Origin of the sequence: Achromobacter xylosoxidans (assembly GCF_001457475.1) — a bacterium.
In the GTDB taxonomy this organism is placed as follows: Bacteria; Pseudomonadota; Gammaproteobacteria; order Burkholderiales; family Burkholderiaceae_B; genus Achromobacter; species Achromobacter xylosoxidans.
On record NZ_LN831029.1, the window covers coordinates 4,269,127 to 4,283,890 of the forward strand.

At 67.9% G+C, this 14,764-nt stretch carries 15 protein-coding genes; 4 read left to right on the forward strand and 11 right to left on the reverse strand.

Annotated features, from left to right (window positions below):
• Nucleotides 1-143: 143 nt before the first annotated feature.
• Nucleotides 144-1,316: an ABC transporter substrate-binding protein gene (locus AT699_RS19250; RefSeq protein ID WP_024069521.1), complete on the reverse strand. Its 1,173-nt coding sequence runs from the start codon at nt 1,314-1,316 to the stop codon at nt 144-146.
• A gap of 37 nt (nt 1,317-1,353) precedes the next feature.
• Complete coding sequence (lhpI, locus tag AT699_RS19255) at nt 1,354-2,298, reverse strand: bifunctional Delta(1)-pyrroline-2-carboxylate/Delta(1)-piperideine-2-carboxylate reductase (protein ID WP_024069522.1); 945 nt, start codon at nt 2,296-2,298, stop codon at nt 1,354-1,356.
• A 249-nt stretch (nt 2,299-2,547) separates the two neighbouring features.
• Between lhpI and AT699_RS19260 the strand changes: the two genes are divergently transcribed.
• On the forward strand, nt 2,548-2,973 hold the full coding sequence (locus tag AT699_RS19260) for an OsmC family protein (protein ID WP_006383967.1): 426 nt from the start codon (nt 2,548-2,550) through the stop codon (nt 2,971-2,973).
• Between the two features lie 124 nt (nt 2,974-3,097).
• A complete protein-coding gene (locus AT699_RS19265) occupies nt 3,098-4,387 on the forward strand; it encodes an Nramp family divalent metal transporter (protein WP_035181048.1) in 1,290 nt (429 codons plus the stop codon).
• 3 nt (nt 4,388-4,390) lie between these two features.
• On the opposite strand, the gene AT699_RS19270 is transcribed toward AT699_RS19265, so the two are convergent.
• On the reverse strand, nt 4,391-5,440 hold the full coding sequence (locus AT699_RS19270; protein WP_006383969.1) for an LLM class oxidoreductase: 1,050 nt from the start codon (nt 5,438-5,440) through the stop codon (nt 4,391-4,393).
• 25 nt (nt 5,441-5,465) lie between these two features.
• Nucleotides 5,466-6,089, reverse strand: a complete 624-nt coding sequence (locus AT699_RS19275; protein WP_024069524.1) for a glutathione S-transferase family protein — start codon at nt 6,087-6,089, stop codon at nt 5,466-5,468.
• A gap of 177 nt (nt 6,090-6,266) precedes the next feature.
• On the opposite strand from AT699_RS19275, the gene AT699_RS19280 reads away from it, so the two are divergent.
• Nucleotides 6,267-7,151, forward strand: a complete 885-nt coding sequence (locus AT699_RS19280; protein ID WP_024069525.1) for a LysR substrate-binding domain-containing protein — start codon at nt 6,267-6,269, stop codon at nt 7,149-7,151.
• 65 nt (nt 7,152-7,216) lie between these two features.
• On the opposite strand, the gene AT699_RS19285 is transcribed toward AT699_RS19280, so the two are convergent.
• Both AT699_RS19285 and AT699_RS19290 read right to left on the reverse strand, forming a co-directional pair.
• Nucleotides 7,217-7,438, reverse strand: a complete 222-nt coding sequence (locus tag AT699_RS19285) for a hypothetical protein (RefSeq protein WP_006383972.1) — start codon at nt 7,436-7,438, stop codon at nt 7,217-7,219.
• Nucleotides 7,439-7,614: 176 nt separating this feature from the next.
• A complete protein-coding gene (locus AT699_RS19290) occupies nt 7,615-8,244 on the reverse strand; it encodes a TetR/AcrR family transcriptional regulator (protein WP_024069526.1) in 630 nt (209 codons plus the stop codon).
• Between the two features lie 132 nt (nt 8,245-8,376).
• On the opposite strand from AT699_RS19290, the gene AT699_RS19295 reads away from it, so the two are divergent.
• Nucleotides 8,377-9,660: an MFS transporter gene (locus AT699_RS19295; protein ID WP_038503956.1), complete on the forward strand. Its 1,284-nt coding sequence runs from the start codon at nt 8,377-8,379 to the stop codon at nt 9,658-9,660.
• 71 nt (nt 9,661-9,731) lie between these two features.
• On the opposite strand, the gene AT699_RS19300 is transcribed toward AT699_RS19295, so the two are convergent.
• The 5 genes from AT699_RS19300 to AT699_RS19320 all read right to left on the reverse strand — a co-directional run bounded on the left by AT699_RS19300 (nt 9,732) and on the right by AT699_RS19320 (nt 14,584).
• A complete protein-coding gene (locus tag AT699_RS19300; protein WP_006383976.1) occupies nt 9,732-10,469 on the reverse strand; it encodes an ABC transporter ATP-binding protein in 738 nt (245 codons plus the stop codon).
• The gene (locus AT699_RS19305) at nt 10,466-11,266 is read right to left on the reverse strand and encodes an ABC transporter ATP-binding protein (protein WP_006383977.1); all 801 of its coding nucleotides are present in this window, start codon (nt 11,264-11,266) and stop codon (nt 10,466-10,468) included. Before AT699_RS19305 ends, AT699_RS19300 begins: the two co-directional genes overlap by 4 nt.
• Entirely contained in the window at nt 11,263-12,351 is a 1,089-nt protein-coding gene (locus tag AT699_RS19310; RefSeq protein WP_006383978.1) for an ABC transporter permease subunit, read from the reverse strand. The genes AT699_RS19305 and AT699_RS19310 overlap by 4 nt, the downstream gene beginning before the upstream one ends.
• Nucleotides 12,348-13,277, reverse strand: coding sequence for a branched-chain amino acid ABC transporter permease (locus AT699_RS19315; protein WP_006383979.1), 930 nt, complete (start codon nt 13,275-13,277; stop codon nt 12,348-12,350). Before AT699_RS19315 ends, AT699_RS19310 begins: the two co-directional genes overlap by 4 nt.
• Before the next feature lie 161 nt (nt 13,278-13,438).
• The gene (locus AT699_RS19320; protein WP_006383980.1) at nt 13,439-14,584 is read right to left on the reverse strand and encodes a branched-chain amino acid ABC transporter substrate-binding protein; all 1,146 of its coding nucleotides are present in this window, start codon (nt 14,582-14,584) and stop codon (nt 13,439-13,441) included.
• Nucleotides 14,585-14,764: the final 180 nt, after the last annotated feature.

Sequence of the window (14,764 nt, forward strand, 5' to 3'; positions counted from 1 at the left end):
GCTTCGCTAAAAATGATACGACATTAAATCATTTCACCTCTAATGATATGGACGAAAAAAAGCAGGCCGAAGCCTGCTTTTCCCTATCTCCACCCTATGGCGGGTGAAAACTCGTTACGAAGGGTAGACGACTATGTCGTCCCCTATTTCTGCGCCGGGGCCGCCTCCGCATACGAGAATTTGCCGTTGCGCACCACGCCCATGACGCGGGCCCGTTCGTCGAAGCCCTGGTGGTTGTCCTTGGAAATATTGAGCACGCCGTTGGGCACGACCAGGTCGCGGGTGCTTTCCAGGGCGTCGCGCAGCGCGGCGCGGAACTCCGGGGTGCCGGGCTTGGCGCCGGTCTTGAGGGCGCGCGCCACGGCCGAATCCAGCAGCATCCAGGCGCCGTAGGCGTCGCCGGCGAACTGCGTCAGGGTGTTGGCGCCATACTGACGCTCGTACTTGTCGGCGAAGTCCACCGCCACCGTCTTGACCGGGTTCGAGTCGGGCAGCTCGCGCGCCACCACGCCCGGGCCCGTGGGGAACAGCGTGCCTTCGACATCGCGCCCGCCCACCTGCAGGAATTCCAGCGTGCCGATGCCGTGGGTCTGGTAGATGGCGCCGGTGTAGCCCCGTTCGAGCAGCGTCTTCTGCGGCAGCGCCGACGGCGTGCCGGCGCCGGCGATCAGCACGGCATCGGGCTTGGCGGCGATCACCTTGAGCACCTGGCCCACCACCGACGCGTCGGTGCGCTGGAAGCGTTCCTGCGCCACGACCTTGACGTCGTTGCCGGCGGCCGCGGAGAACTCCTTCCACCAGCTGTCGCCGTAGGAATCGGCGAAGCCGATGAAGGCCACATTCTTGAAGCCCTTTTTCTTCATGTCCTCGACCAGCACGGTCGCCATCAGCGAATCGTTCTGCGGCATCTTGAAGGCCCAGGCGCGCTTGGGGTCGGACAGCGGCTCGACGATCACGCTGGAGGCCGCCAGCGCGATCATCGGCGTGCGGGTCTCGGCCAGCACGTCCAGCGCGGCCAACGCCGCGGCGGTGGTGTTGGGACCGACGATGGCGTCGACCTTGTCTTCCGAGGTCAGCTTGCGCAGGTTCTTGACCGCGCGGCTGACGTCCGTGCCGTCGTCCAGCACCACGTAGCGCGCCGGCTCGCCGCCCAGCGTGCTGGGCCACAGGCGGATGGCGTTGTTGGTCTGGATGCCGATCGCAGCGGCCGGGCCGGTGGTGGAGACATCCACGCCGATCACGATCTCGGCTTGGACGGACAGGGCGGGAACCGCCAGCGCGACAGCGCAGGCGTAGCGAAGGAAGAAGCGGGACATGACGACAGCTCGCAGGATGGAAAAACAGCGGATGGCGTTATTTTGCCTGACCGCTGCAGGCCTCGTAGACCAGCGCGGCCAGCGTCAGGTCCTCCAGCGCGCTGCCGACGGCCTTGAACACCGTCACTTCGCTCGCCTGCGTGCGGCCGGGCGCGCGTCCCAGCACCAGGTCGGTGAGATTGCCGCGGATCTCGTCGCGGGCCAGCACGCCGGCCTCGAACGCGGCCAGCAGGTCGCCCGCCTTGGTGGGCGCCTCGTCCGTGTCCACGTAGACCGTGGTGCCGTCGAAGCAGGCGGTGTCGGTCTCGATCATGTCGGGCTTGAAGCTGCCGATCAGGTCCAGGTGCGTGCCCGGGCACAGCCAGTCGCCGCGCACCAGCGGCACGGTCGACAGCGTCGCGCAGCTGACGATGTCGGCCTGGCGCACGGCCTGTTCCAGGTCGACGGTGCTGCTGGCGTCGAAGCCCTGCTCGCGCAGCGCCGCCGCCAGCGCTTCGGCGCCGGCCGGACGCACGTTCCAGACCCACACCTTGTCGATCGGCCGCACCGTGCGCATGGCCTGCGCCACCAGCCCGGCAATGCGTCCCGAGCCGACGATGGTCAGCACCCGCGCATCCTCGCGCGCCAGGTAGGACGCGCCCAGCGCCGCCGCGCCGGCGGTGCGGAACACCGTCACCAGGTCGCCGTCCACCTGCGCCAGCGGCACGCCGGTGCGGGCGCTGTACAGGTTGTAGGTGGCGTGCAGCCCGGGCAGCGACTGGCGCGTGTTCTCGGGAAAGATGTTGATGACCTTGACGCCGAAATACCCCTGCTCGTTCCAGGCCGGCATGATCAGCGTGGTGCCGTGCGCGCCGCCCGACTCGATGGCGTGGACGTGGCGCGGGGGCACGTGGGCGCCCTGGCGGAACGCCTCGCGCAAGGCCGGGATCGCCGCGTCGAACGACAATGCGCGGCGGGTTTGTTCGGTGTCGATCACTACCATCTGTATCCAATGCCTGTTCGGGTTGATCCAGGGGCGAAGTGTGACGGCGCCACGCGGCGCTGGCAAGGCGGCGCAAGCGGCGGTTACATCGGCTTGCCGGATGCGGGCGCCAGGCAGGCGACGCCCCGGCGCGCGCGCCGTATCATGGTCCGTGCCCCTTCCGGCAACGCGCGCCGCCGCCAGGCGGGCCGCGCTCTCCCCCAACCGGACGCGTCCGTCGCGGGCGCGTTCCCTCAACAGGAGTCACGCATGAAGAAAACCGCAACCGCCGCCTGGTCGGGCGATCTGAAAACGGGCAAGGGTACGATTTCCACGCAGAGCGGCGCGCTCAAGAACCAGCCCTACGGCTTCAATACGCGCTTCGGCGACACCCCGGGCACCAATCCCGAAGAACTGCTCGGCGCCGCGCACGCCGGCTGCTTCACCATGGCGCTGTCCAACATCCTGGGCGAAGCCGGCCTGACGGCGCAAAGCCTGGACACCAAGGCCGAGGTCACGCTCGACAAGGTCGAGGGGGGCTTTGCCATCACCGCCGTCCACCTGACCGTGGAAGCAGTGATTCCCGGCGCCAGCGCCCAGGCCTTCGAGGATGCCGCGCGCAAGGCCGAAAAGGGTTGCCCGGTCTCCAAGGTGCTCAACGCCAAGATCACCATGGACGCCAAGCTCAAGGCCTGAACGGCCGCGGCCGGCCCGCGGCACGGGCGGCGCCATTGGCCCGCCCTATCCCGCGCTTGCTGAAAATCAATTTGACGGTCATGCCCGAGAAATGGAAAATGAGAACCATTCTCAGGAAATCACCATGACCCGATTCATCTACGCGATTTCAGGCGGCAATGCGGCCTACGGCCAGGACGCCCAGGTCACCGCCAACCTGCGCCGCGTGGTCGGCTCCGGCATCCTGGTGGCGGTGGGCTACATCGATCCGGGCAACTGGGCCACCGACATCGCCGGCGGCAGCGGCTTCGGCTACGGCCTGCTGCTGGTGGTGATCGCATCGGCGATCCTGGCGCTGGGCTTCCAGGTGCTGGTCTCGCGCCTGGCGCTGGCCACCGGCGAAGACCTGGCCACCCTCACCGCCCGCCACCTGTCGCCGCGCACCGCCAAGGCGGCCTGGCTGGCCGGCGAGGCCGCCATCCTGGCCACCGCGCTGGCCGAACTCATCGGCGGCGCCATCGCGCTGCGCCTGCTGTTCAACCTGCCGCTGCTGGGCGGCGTGGCCGTCACCGGCGTCGGCACCTTCGCCGTGCTGGCCCTGACGCGCGGCAACGCCGACCGCCACGAGCGCGTCATCGCCGTGCTGCTGTCGATCGTGGCGGCCTCGTTCGTGTTCCTCCTGTTCAAGGCCAATCCCGCCTGGACCGACGTCGCCCACGGCATGGCGCGCACCGGGCAGGCACTGCGCGATCCGCAGGGCTTCCTGATCGCGCTGGGCATCCTGGGCGCGACCCTGATGCCGCACAACCTCTACCTGCACTCCGGTTCGCTGGCGCAACGCGCCCGCGTGCTGCCGGCCGACGCGCGCGACCTGGCCATGCGCGTGGCGCGCAACGACACCGTGCTGTCGCTGGGCGTGGCCATGCTGATCAACTCGGCCATCATGATCGTCGCCGCGGCCTCGCTGTCCGGCTCCGGCATCATCGTCTCCAGCCTGGACGACGCCCATGCCGTGATCGGCCAGACTTTCGGCATCGGCGCCGCCATCGTGTTCGCGATCGCGCTGTACGCGGCGGGCCAAAGCTCCACCATCACCGGCGTGCTGGCCGGCCGCATGCTGTCGCAAGGCTTCCAGATCAACAGCGGCTGGTCCGACCGCCGCCGCGCGCTGGCCACCCGGCTGATCGCCGGCGCCGTGGCCGCCGCCCTGCTGGCCTTCACCGGCGGCCAGGACCCGGACCAGTTGCTGGTGCTGAGCCAGGTCATCCTGAGCCTGGCCCTGCCTTTCGCGCTGGGTCCGCTGGTGGTGCTGGCCCGCCGCAGGCAGGTGATGGGCCGCCACGTATTGCGCGGCGCCTGGGCCTGGGCGGCCGTGGTCGCCACCGTTGGCATCATCCTGCTGGACGGCTACCTGCTGGTGGACATGGTGCTGTGATCCTCACCAGCGGCCGTCGCGCGGGGCCGGCCCCGGCAGCGACGGAAAATGCGGCAGCACCTCCTCGGCCAGCTCATGGATGATCTCGGCCGCCGGCCGTTCCGAGAACTGGATGCCCAGGGCCACGTGGTTCACCCCGGCGGCCTGCCACTCCCGCAACAACGCGATCAAGCCGTTCCTGCCCGTGCGCAACACGAAGCCGCCCTGCAGCGGCGTGCGCGGATGGTCGGGGTCGTCGACCAGATCCAGCCACTCGTTGGTCATGTGCGGCCGGAAACCGCCGTCCGGTATGCCCTGGCGCCAGATGCGGATCTTGTCGGCAAGCCGCGCCGGCCCGCTCTTGTCGTGCGACGGGCCGGGATAGCTCAACCAGCCGTCCGCATGTTCGCTGATCCACGCCGGCGACTGGCCGGAGCCGCCCGTCACCATCAGCGGGATCACGCCCGTTGCCGGCTTGGGCAGCAACAGCGTGCCGCTCAGGGTGCGGCCCAACGGCGATTCGATGGTGCCGCCCGCGCTGCCCAGCAGCCGCCGGAAGTACGCCACCGCATCGCGGAAGCGCTCGGCCCGCTGCTCGTGTTCGATGCCATAGGCCGGAAACTCCGAGGGCCGGTCGCCCGAGGCGATGCCCATCACCAGCCGGCCGCCCGACAACTGGTCGATGGTGGCGGCGGCCTTGGCCAGGTCGATCGGATGGCGCAACGAGAAAATGGCGCTGCCGGTGGCCAGCGCGATCGAACGGGTTCGGGCCGCCAGGAACGACAGGTAGGTGAAGGGATCGAACACCTGTCCGGCATCGCCGAAGCCCAGGTCCATCAAGGGCACGTCCCGTACCCAGACGGCGGCAAAGCCGAGCCGGTCGATCTCGGTCACGAGCTCCGACTGCCCCGCCAGCACCTGCATGTCGCCGTTGTAGAAGCGCAGCGGCAGGAACATGCCGAGGGTGAGCTGGCCGGGCGCGAACATGCGGCAATAACCCGGATGGGCGGCGAACGCCGGCGCGGAAGCGCCGGTGGGGATGGATACGGAGGACGTCGTGGTGGATTCAAGCATTTTGCGTTTCCATGATTGAGCAGGTTCAGGCGCCGACGGCCGGCGCGGGCAAGGTGACGCCACGCTGGACCGCCGGCCGGGCGGCGATGCGTTCGTGCCACGCGCTCAAATGGGCGTGGGCGCTGAAATCGAAGCCGACGATGCGGGCGATATGGGTCCAGCCGAAGTGCGCGATATCGGCAATCGAATAGTCTTCGCCCGCGACATGGGAATGCCGCGCCAGCTGCCCGTCGAGCACGCCGAACGCGGCGTCGCACAGGCCGCGGTAGCGTTCGATCGCCTCGGGCTGCGGGGTGGCGGAGAAAATCTCGAAGTGCACGCGCTGGCCGATGATGGGACCGACGCTGGCCGCATGGAACATCAGCCACTGGATCGCTTGCCAGCGCGCCGGGGGATCGATCGGCAACAACTGGCGCGTCTTGTCGGCCAGGTACAGCAGGATCGCCGCCGACTCGAACAGGGTGATGCCGGTGGCATGGTCGACCAGCACCGGGATGCGGCCGTGCGGATTGAGCCGCAGGAATGCCGGCCGCCGGTTTTCCCCCGCGTCGATATGCACGTGCCTGAGGGTATAGGGCAGGCCCAGCTCCTCCAGCGCGATGGTGATCTTGAAACCATTGGGGGAGCTGTCGGTATACAGGTCGATCATGGCTGTGCCCCGACCTGGACAGGCTGCCGGACACGGGCTGCAGGGGTCATCAAAGCGATCCTCTCGGTTTAGTTTTCGTGGCGTCGGAAATTCAAGCCGACCGCGCCATGATGGCAACAAGCTCCTATAATCAGAAGCGATGATTTCTGCCCTCATGCTTTAGAAAAACTAAACTCGATGTCCTCCGTCCCGCTTCAGACCCTGCGCACCTTCGTCGAAGTCGGCCAACGCGGCAGCATCAAGGCCGCGGCCCAGGCGCTGCACGTCACCCCGGGCGCGATCAGCCAGCAGATCCGCCTGCTGGAAGACCGCGTCGGCCTGGCGCTGTTCACCCGCGAACGCCAGGGCCTGCGCCTGACGCCGGCCGGCGCCACGCTGCATCCCGCCCTGTTGCAGGCCTTCGCGCAGATCGACCAGGCCATGGCGGCGCTGGAGGCCAGCAAGGGGCAACACACCTTGACCATCAGCACGGTCGCCACCTTCGCCGCCTCGTGGCTGGTGCCGCGGCTGGGCGCGTTCAAGCAATTGCATCCCGGAATCGAGATCCGCGTGGAGGCAACCTCGGCATTGACCGACCTGCGCCGCGACCGGGTCGATGTCGCCCTGCGCCACGGCCTGGGCGACTACCCGGGACTGGAAAGCGTGCGCCTGATGGCGCCGGTGCTGGTGCCCGTGGCCAGTCCGCAACTGGTCGCGCCGGGCGCGATCCGCGAACCCGCCGACTGCCTGGATTACCCGCTATTGCATGACTCGGACCGCGCCGACTGGCCGCTGTGGCTGGCGGCCAGCGGCGTGGCGGCGGATGCGCGCGCCGAACGCGGCAATGCCTTCGAGGATGACTTCCTGCTGATCCGCGCGGCGGAATCCGGCCAGGGGCTGGCCCTGGTGCCGCAGCAGTACGCGCAGCAGGAGATCGCCGCCGGCCGGCTGGCGCAGGTGCTGGACAAGCCGTGGCCGGCGCGATTCGCCTACTACGCCGTCACCGTGCCGGGCGCGGCCGAACGGCCGGAAGTCAGGGCCTTCCTGGATTGGATCATCGACGCCGCGGCGGGCACGGCCTGAAGGCTGTCGGGCATAAAAAAACGCCAGCGAAAGCTGGCGTTTTTCTCCTGGCGCGGATGCGCCGCTCAACGGTGGGCGGAAATCACAGGATGCTGGCGGCGGCCGGCGTCCATGTCGTGCAGCACTTCACCGATGGCGCCGCCGAACCGGCGCATGCGCAGCTTGAGCCGGCGCCAGCCCGAGCGCGAGAACGGCCCGGACAGGGTTTCCGCCTTGATGGCCTCGCGGATCAAGGACTGCTCCAGCGCATCCGACATGCGGGCATTTTTCAACGCGGTATCGCTCATGATTCTCTCCTTGAGAAAGCGCGATGGGGAACAACACGAATTCATCTTAGATCCGTGGTTGCTGCGTTGCAATAAAAATGCCTAGCATTATTTTCGGCGTTGCGAAATGGGTACAAACACCACCACATCGGTGCATCCGGCACCGTATCCGGCACCATTATTGTGCATCGCAGCAATCAACGGCGGCCGAGATGAGCGTCGATCATCATGTCCGCCATGTCCGCCACCCGGCCGGCCGGCCCACCCTCGCCGAACAACTGGCTCGACACGAAGGCGCCTTCGATCAGGAGCAGCAAGCCGTCGCCCAGGGCCTGGGCATCGGGCGCGCCCATTTCGGCCGCCATCGCGGTCAGGCGCCGGCGCAGTTCCAGCTTGTGCGCGACGGCGACTTCCCGCGCCGGATGGCCGGCCTCCGGATACTCGACCGCCGCGTTGGTCAGGCCGCAGCCCCGATAGCCGCTTTGCACCGCCCGCACGCTCAGGCCCGACAGGTAGGCGCGCAGTTGCGCCTGCGGGTCGCCCGGGTGGGCATCGCAGGCGGCGTTGAAACGCGCCCAGAATTCGGCGTCGTAGTCGCGCAGATAGGCCGCCGCCAACTCGTCCTTGGACGAGAAGCTGCGATACAGGCTGGGCTTGGTGACGCCGGCCTGGTTGACGATGGCGTCCACCCCCACCGCGCGGATGCCGTCGCGGTAGAACATCTCGCGCGCCGTCTGGCGGATGCGGTCGGCCGCCAGGGGCGGCTTGGCGGCGGGTGTGGCGGCAGATTTGACGTCGTTGCCGCCCGCGGGGGATTTGCTGGCCATTCGAAAACTCCTTGCTGAGACCGGTCGTCATACGCCGGCAGCCCTGAAAACCGGCCGTCAGAAAATATCGCTTGACGGCGTTACTGACCGGTACGTACCATTCGCAGACCCAATTACGTACCGGTCAGTAACATGAGTATAGCCCACCCTCCCATCCCCTTCCGCCGCGCGGGACAGAAGTACGCTTTCGTGGTCGTCGGCGTGATCTTCCTGGCGCTCCTGGTCTCGGCCGGCCTGCGCGCGTCTCCCAGCGTGCTGCTGGTGCCGCTGGAGCAAAGCTTTGGCTGGAATCGCAGCACCACTTCGTTCTCGGCCGCCGTCGGCATCTTCCTGTATGGACTGGTGGGGCCGTTCGCGGCGGCCGCGATGGAACGCTTCGGCGTGCGCCGCGTGCTGATCGCGGCGCTGTCGGTGATGTCCCTCTCGACCGCCGCCAGCGCCTACATGACCCAGCCGTGGCACCTGCTGCTGACCTGGGGCGTGTTCTCCGGCGTCGGCTCGGGCGCGGTCGCCGTGGTCATGGGCGCCACGGTGGTCAACCGCTGGTTCACGAAGCATCGCGGCCTGATGATGGGCTTGCTGACCGCCAGCACCGCCACCGGCACGCTGATCTTCCTGCCCATCCTCGCGGCGCTGGCGTCGTCCGGCGACTGGACCCGGGTGGTCTGGACCGTGGCGGGCGCCGCCGCCGCGCTGGTGCCGGTGGCCTGGTGGCTGGTGCCCGACCGCCCCGCCAGCGTCGGCCTGGTTCCTTTCGGCAGCGACCCGCATGAACCGCCCGCGCCCGCCACGCCGCGCACCGGCATGATCGCCGCCACCTTCGGCGCCCTGTCCCGCGCCGCCCGCACCCGCACCTTCTGGTTCCTGTTCGCCACCTTCTTCATCTGCGGCTTCACCACCAATGGGCTGGTCGGCACGCACCTGATCGCGCTGTGCGGCGACCATGGCATGCCCGAAGTGCAGGCGGCGGGGCTGCTGGCGATCATGGGCATCTTCGACCTGTTCGGCACCACCGCCTCCGGCTGGCTGACCGACCGCTACGATCCGCGCAAGCTGCTGTTCGTCTACTACGGGCTGCGCGGCCTGGCGCTGATCTATCTGCCCTATTCCGACTTCTCGTTCTACGGCCTGGCGATCTTCGCGGTGTTCTTCGGCCTGGACTGGATCGCCACCGTGCCGCCCACGCTGCGCCTGGCCACTGAAGCCTTCGGCGATCGCGAGGCGCCCATCGTGTTCGGCTGGATCGTCGCCGGCCACCAGTTGGGCGCGGCCAGCGCGGCCTGGATGGCGGGCGTGGTGCGCGAGTCGCAAGGCAGCTACCTGATGGCCTTCGTCGCGGCCGGCGCCACAGGTCTCGTCGCCGCCGTCATCGCCCTGCTGATCGGGCGCGAGCGGGTCGTGGCGCAACCCGCGTAGCCCGCCAGCGCGGCACAAAAAAAAGCCCGGCCTGGCGGCCGGGCTTTTCTCATGCGGCAAGCGGAACGCGGCTACGCCTCTTCCACTTCCCCCAGGTACGCGGCGCGCACCTTGGGATCGTGCAGCATGTCGGCGGCAGGACCGGACAGCGTGATCTCGCCGGATTCCATCACGTAGCCGCGGTGGCTGTTCTCCAGCGCCAGGCGCGCGTTCTGCTCGATCAAGAGGATCGTGACGCCTTCGCTGGCGATGGTGCGCACCACCTCGAAGACCTTCTCGACCATCAGCGGCGCCAGCCCCATCGAGGGTTCGTCCAGCAACAGCAGCTTCGGACGCGCGATCATCGCGCGGCCCATGGCCACCATCTGCTGCTCGCCACCCGAGAGCGTGCCCGCCGCCTGCTTGCGGCGTTCGGCCAGGCGCGGGAACAGCGTGAACACGCGGTCGGTGTCCTGCCGCACCTGCGCGGCGTCGCGCCGGATGTAGGCGCCCATCGCCAGGTTTTCCTCGATGGTGAGCTGGCCAAAGATGCCGCGTCCCTCGGGCACCATCACCAGGCCCTGGCGCACCAGCTCGTGCGACTTCTGGCCGCCGATGGACTGGCCGCCGTAGACCACTTCGCCGCCGGCCAGCGGCACCAGGCCGCAGATGGCGCGCAGCGTCGTGCTCTTGCCGGCGCCGTTGGCGCCGATCAGGCACACCAGTTCGCCTTCGTCCACGCGCAGGTCGATGCCGCGCACCGCGCGGATGCCGCCGTACGCGACCTGCAGGCCGCGCAGTTCCAGTAGGGGTTTGCTTGCCGTCGTCATGCCGGGCGCTCCTGATGAATCAGCGGATCCTGGGCGGCGCCCGCGCCCAGATACGCTTCAATGACCTTGGGGTCGCGCTGCACCTGGGCGGGTTTGCCCATGGCCAGCACCTTGCCGTATTCCAGCACCAGCACGCGATCGCACAGGCCCATGACCAGCTTCATGTCGTGCTCGATCAGCAGCACCGTGACGCCATCGTCGCGGATCTTCTCGATCAGCTTGCGCAGCACCACGGTTTCCGAGGCGTTCATGCCGGCGGCCGGTTCGTCCAGCGCCAGCAGCTTGGGATCGGTGGCCAAGGCGCGCGCGATTTCCAGGCGGCGCTGGTCGCCATAGGGCAGCGAACGCGCCACGTCGTTGGCGCGGTGGCCGATGCCGACGTAGTCCAGCAGCTCCTGGGCGCGGGCCTCGATGGCGGCTTCCTCGGCGCGCGTGCCGCGGGTGCGGAACACCGCGCCCAGCACGCCGGCGCGGGTGCGCATGTGGCGGCCGATCATGACGTTCTCGATCGCGCTCAGGTTGGCGAACAGACGGATGTTCTGGAAGGTACGCGCCAGGCCGGCGTGCGCCACCTCGTGCGGTTTCTTGCCCGACATCGAGGCGCCGTTGAAGGTGCAGCTGCCGTCTTCCGGGATGTACAGGCCCGTAAGCACGTTGAACAGCGTGGTCTTGCCGGCGCCGTTGGGGCCGATCAGGCCGTAGATCTCGCCCTGCTCGATGTCGAAACTGACGTCCGACAGGGCCTGCAGGCCGCCGAAGCGCTTGCCCAGTCCCTGGGCTTGCAGCAGTTTGCTCATGCCGCGCCTCCCTGCGTCTTGGTGGCCAGCTCGCGCTTGCGCACGGCCGACGGCCACAGGCCGGCGGGACGGAACAGCATCACGCACACCATCGCCAGGCCGAACAGCAGCATGCGGATGCCCTCGGGATCCAGCACCACCGCGCCGAACACCATCTGCTGCACCGGCTCGACCACGGCGCGCAGGAATTCCGGCAACGCGGCCAGGATCAGCGCGCCCAGGATCACGCCCGGGATGTGGCCCATGCCGCCCAGCACCACCATGCACAGGATGGAAATGGACTCCATCAGCGAGAAGCTCTCGGGGCTGACGAAACCCTGCATCGACGCGAACAGCGCGCCCGCCACGCCGCCGAACGAGGCACCCATGGCGAAGGCCAGCAGCTTGATGTTGCGGGTGTTGATGCCCATCGCCTTGGCGGCGATCTCGTCTTCGCGGATGGCTTCCCAGGCGCGGCCGATGCGCGAGTTCTGCAGGCGCACGCACACCAGGATGATGATCAGCGTCAGCGCCAGCAGCAGGTAGTAGTACTTCTCCGGCCCGGTCACGCGGATGCCCAGCAGGCTCTCGGTGCGGCCAAAGGCGAACTCGCCCACCTTGAAGGTATCGATGCGGTTGATGCCCTGCGGGCCGTTGGTGATGTTGACCGGCGCGTTCAGGTTGTTCAGGAAGATGCGGATGATCTCGCCGAAGCCCAACGTCACGATGGCCAGGTAATCGCCGCGCAACTTGAGCGTCGGCGCCCCCAGCAGCACCCCGAACAGGCACGCCACCGCCAGCGCGATCGGCAGGATCGCCCAGAACGGCAGGTGCAGCCCGAAGTGCGGCGAAGCCAGCAGCGCCCAGGTGTAGGCGCCCACCGCGTAGAACGCGATGTAGCCCAGGTCCAGCAGGCCGGCAAAGCCCACCACGATGTTCAGGCCCAGCGACAGCATCACGTACAGCAGCGCGAAGTTCAGGATGCGGACCCAGCTCTGGCCGGCCATGCCGATCACGAACGGCAGCACCGCCAGCACGATGCCGATCAGCGCGATGCCGATCAGGTTGCGGGTCGACAGCCCGCTGTTTTTCAGGGTGGTGCTCATGCGCGGTCCCCCACACGCTCGCCCAGCAGGCCGGACGGACGGAAAATCAGCACCAGCACCAGCACGAAGAACGCGAACACGTCCTGGTAGTGGCTGCCCAGGAAGCCGCCGGTCAGGTCGCCGATGTAGCCGGCGCCCAGCGATTCGATGATGCCCAGCAGCAGGCCGCCCGCCATGGCGCCGACCAGGTTGCCGATGCCGCCCAGCACCGCGGCCGTGAAGGCCTTCAGGCCCAGCATGAAGCCCATGGTGTACTGCGACACGCCGTAGTAGGTGGCGACCATCATGCCGGCCACCGCGGCCAGCGCCGAGCCGATCAGGAACGCCGCCGAGATCACGGTGTTGATGTTCACGCCCATCAGGCCGGCCACTTCGCGGTTCTGCGCGGTGGCGCGCATGGCGGTGCCCAGGCGCGTCTTGTGCACCACGGCCAGCAACCCGCCCATGATGAGCGCGGCGATCGCGACGATGGCGATCTGCAGCGTGCTCATGCGGGCGCCGAAGATCTCGAACACCTGCGGCGTCAGCACCTGCGGGAAGTTCAGATAGTTGCGGCCCCAGCCCATCATCGCCACGTTCTGCAGGATGATGGACACGCCGATGGCGGTGATCAGGGCGGCCAGGCGCGGCGCGCGGCGCAGCGGCCGGTAGGCCACGCGCTCGGCGGTCCAGCCCACGGCCATGCACAGCGGCACGGACACCAGCAGGCCCAGGCCCAGCACCATGAAGGCGGACGCGGACGGGTCGCCGCCGACCAGCGAGATGGCGATCGTGGTGGCCGCCATCGCGCCGATCATGACGACGTCGCCATGCGCGAAGTTGATCAGCCCGATGATGCCGTACACCATGGTGTAGCCAAGGGCGACCAGGGCGTACACGCTGCCGAGCGTGACGCCGTTAATCAGTTGTTGAATGAAGATATCCATAGGGGCCGTGGAAATAAGCCTGGAAAAATCGCGCGAGGATCGGATGCGGCGCGGCCCCGGGGGCCGCCTTCGCGCAAATCGCCGCCGCGCCGGGCGGCGCGCGCGGGGTCAATCAAGATGGCCAGGCGCGGCGGCGCCGCGTCCTGGCCGGGTCAGGCAGCTTAGTTGGCCTGGCTGACCATCGTTTCAACCATCTCCCACTTGCCATTCTTGACTTCGTAGATGGTGACCGAGATTTCCTTCAGGTCGCCGTTCTTGTCGTAGGCGATGTGCTCGCTGGTGGCGCCCTTGCGGTTCAGCTTGGCCAGTTCCGGCAGGTACTTCTCGGGCTTGGCCGAACCGGCCGCTTCGATCGCCGCGATCATGTTCCAGGCGCCGTCATAGGCGTACGGCGCGTAGACGCCGGGGGCCTTCTTGAAGCGGGCCTGGTAGCGCTGCTCGAAGTCCTTGCCCGCGGCCATCTTGTCCAGCGGCACGCCGGCCAGCGAGGCGTAGGTGCCGTCGGCGGCGTCGCCGGCCAGCTTGATGAAGGTGTCGCTGCGGGTCATTTCACCCGAGACCAGCGGCGCCTTCAGGCCGAGCGTGGCCAACTGGCGCTTCATCGGGCCGGACTGCGCGTCCAGGCCGCCGTAGAAGATGGCGTCGGGCGCCGAGCCCTTGATGTTGGTCAGGATGGCCGTGAAGTCGTTGGCCTTGTCGGTCGTGTACTCGCGGCGCACCACCTGGCCGCCGGCGGCCTTGACGGCCTTCTCGACCTCGTCGGCCAGGCCCTGGCCGTAGGCGGTGCGGTCGTCGATGATGGCGACCTTCTTGGCCTTCAGGCTCTGCACCATGAACTTGCCGACCGCGGCGCCCTGCTGGGTGTCGCTGGTCATCATGCGGAAGGTGGTTTCGTAGCCCTGCTTGGTGTACTCGGGCGAGGTCGCCATGGCGATCTGCGGCAGGCCGGCTTCGTGGTAGACGCGCGAAGCGGGAATCGTGGTGCCCGAGTTGAAGTGGCCCAGGATGCCGACGACGTTCTCGTCGACCAGCTGCTGCGCCACCTGCACGCCCACGCGCGGGTCGGCCTGGTCGTCGCGCGACACCAGCACGAACTTGGCGGGCTGGCCGTCGACCTTCACGCCCTTCTTGTTGGCTTCTTCCAGCGCCAGGTTCAGGCCGTTCTGCATGTCCTCGCCATAGTGCGACTGGGGACCGGTCAGGGGCGCGGCAAAGCCGAACTTGACGTCGGCGGCCTGCGCGGCCGCGGCCATGCCGACGGCGGCGATGCTGGCGGCGACAAGCTTCAAAGTGGTGCGAAACTTCATTGGAATCCTCCGGTATGTCGGATGTGGCTTTGTTATACCTGGGCTTTTGGGCCAGGTGATCTATTTGAGTGCGATTGCCGGGTTGCCACAATCGAACTTCAGGTGCGACCGGATTTTGCTTCCAGTGCAACCTCGCTAGATATTGGAGATAACCCTTGGTTTCCCAAGGGTTACCCCTCG

What these genes read in the sequence shown, in the direction of transcription:
- AT699_RS19250 (WP_024069521.1), bottom strand. Translation starts at nt 1,316, where the DNA reads ATGTCCCGCTTCTTCCTTCGCTACGCCTGCGCTGTCGCGCTGGCGGTT.
- lhpI (WP_024069522.1), bottom strand. Translation starts at nt 2,298, where the DNA reads ATGGTAGTGATCGACACCGAACAAACCCGCCGCGCATTGTCGTTCGAC.
- AT699_RS19260 (WP_006383967.1), top strand. Translation starts at nt 2,548, where the DNA reads ATGAAGAAAACCGCAACCGCCGCCTGGTCGGGCGATCTGAAAACGGGC.
- AT699_RS19265 (WP_035181048.1), top strand. Translation starts at nt 3,098, where the DNA reads ATGACCCGATTCATCTACGCGATTTCAGGCGGCAATGCGGCCTACGGC.
- AT699_RS19270 (WP_006383969.1), bottom strand. Translation starts at nt 5,440, where the DNA reads ATGCTTGAATCCACCACGACGTCCTCCGTATCCATCCCCACCGGCGCT.
- AT699_RS19275 (WP_024069524.1), bottom strand. Translation starts at nt 6,089, where the DNA reads ATGATCGACCTGTATACCGACAGCTCCCCCAATGGTTTCAAGATCACC.
- AT699_RS19280 (WP_024069525.1), top strand. Translation starts at nt 6,267, where the DNA reads ATGTCCTCCGTCCCGCTTCAGACCCTGCGCACCTTCGTCGAAGTCGGC.
- AT699_RS19285 (WP_006383972.1), bottom strand. Translation starts at nt 7,438, where the DNA reads ATGAGCGATACCGCGTTGAAAAATGCCCGCATGTCGGATGCGCTGGAG.
- AT699_RS19290 (WP_024069526.1), bottom strand. Translation starts at nt 8,244, where the DNA reads ATGGCCAGCAAATCCCCCGCGGGCGGCAACGACGTCAAATCTGCCGCC.
- AT699_RS19295 (WP_038503956.1), top strand. Translation starts at nt 8,377, where the DNA reads ATGAGTATAGCCCACCCTCCCATCCCCTTCCGCCGCGCGGGACAGAAG.
- AT699_RS19300 (WP_006383976.1), bottom strand. Translation starts at nt 10,469, where the DNA reads ATGACGACGGCAAGCAAACCCCTACTGGAACTGCGCGGCCTGCAGGTC.
- AT699_RS19305 (WP_006383977.1), bottom strand. Translation starts at nt 11,266, where the DNA reads ATGAGCAAACTGCTGCAAGCCCAGGGACTGGGCAAGCGCTTCGGCGGC.
- AT699_RS19310 (WP_006383978.1), bottom strand. Translation starts at nt 12,351, where the DNA reads ATGAGCACCACCCTGAAAAACAGCGGGCTGTCGACCCGCAACCTGATC.
- AT699_RS19315 (WP_006383979.1), bottom strand. Translation starts at nt 13,277, where the DNA reads ATGGATATCTTCATTCAACAACTGATTAACGGCGTCACGCTCGGCAGC.
- AT699_RS19320 (WP_006383980.1), bottom strand. Translation starts at nt 14,584, where the DNA reads ATGAAGTTTCGCACCACTTTGAAGCTTGTCGCCGCCAGCATCGCCGCC.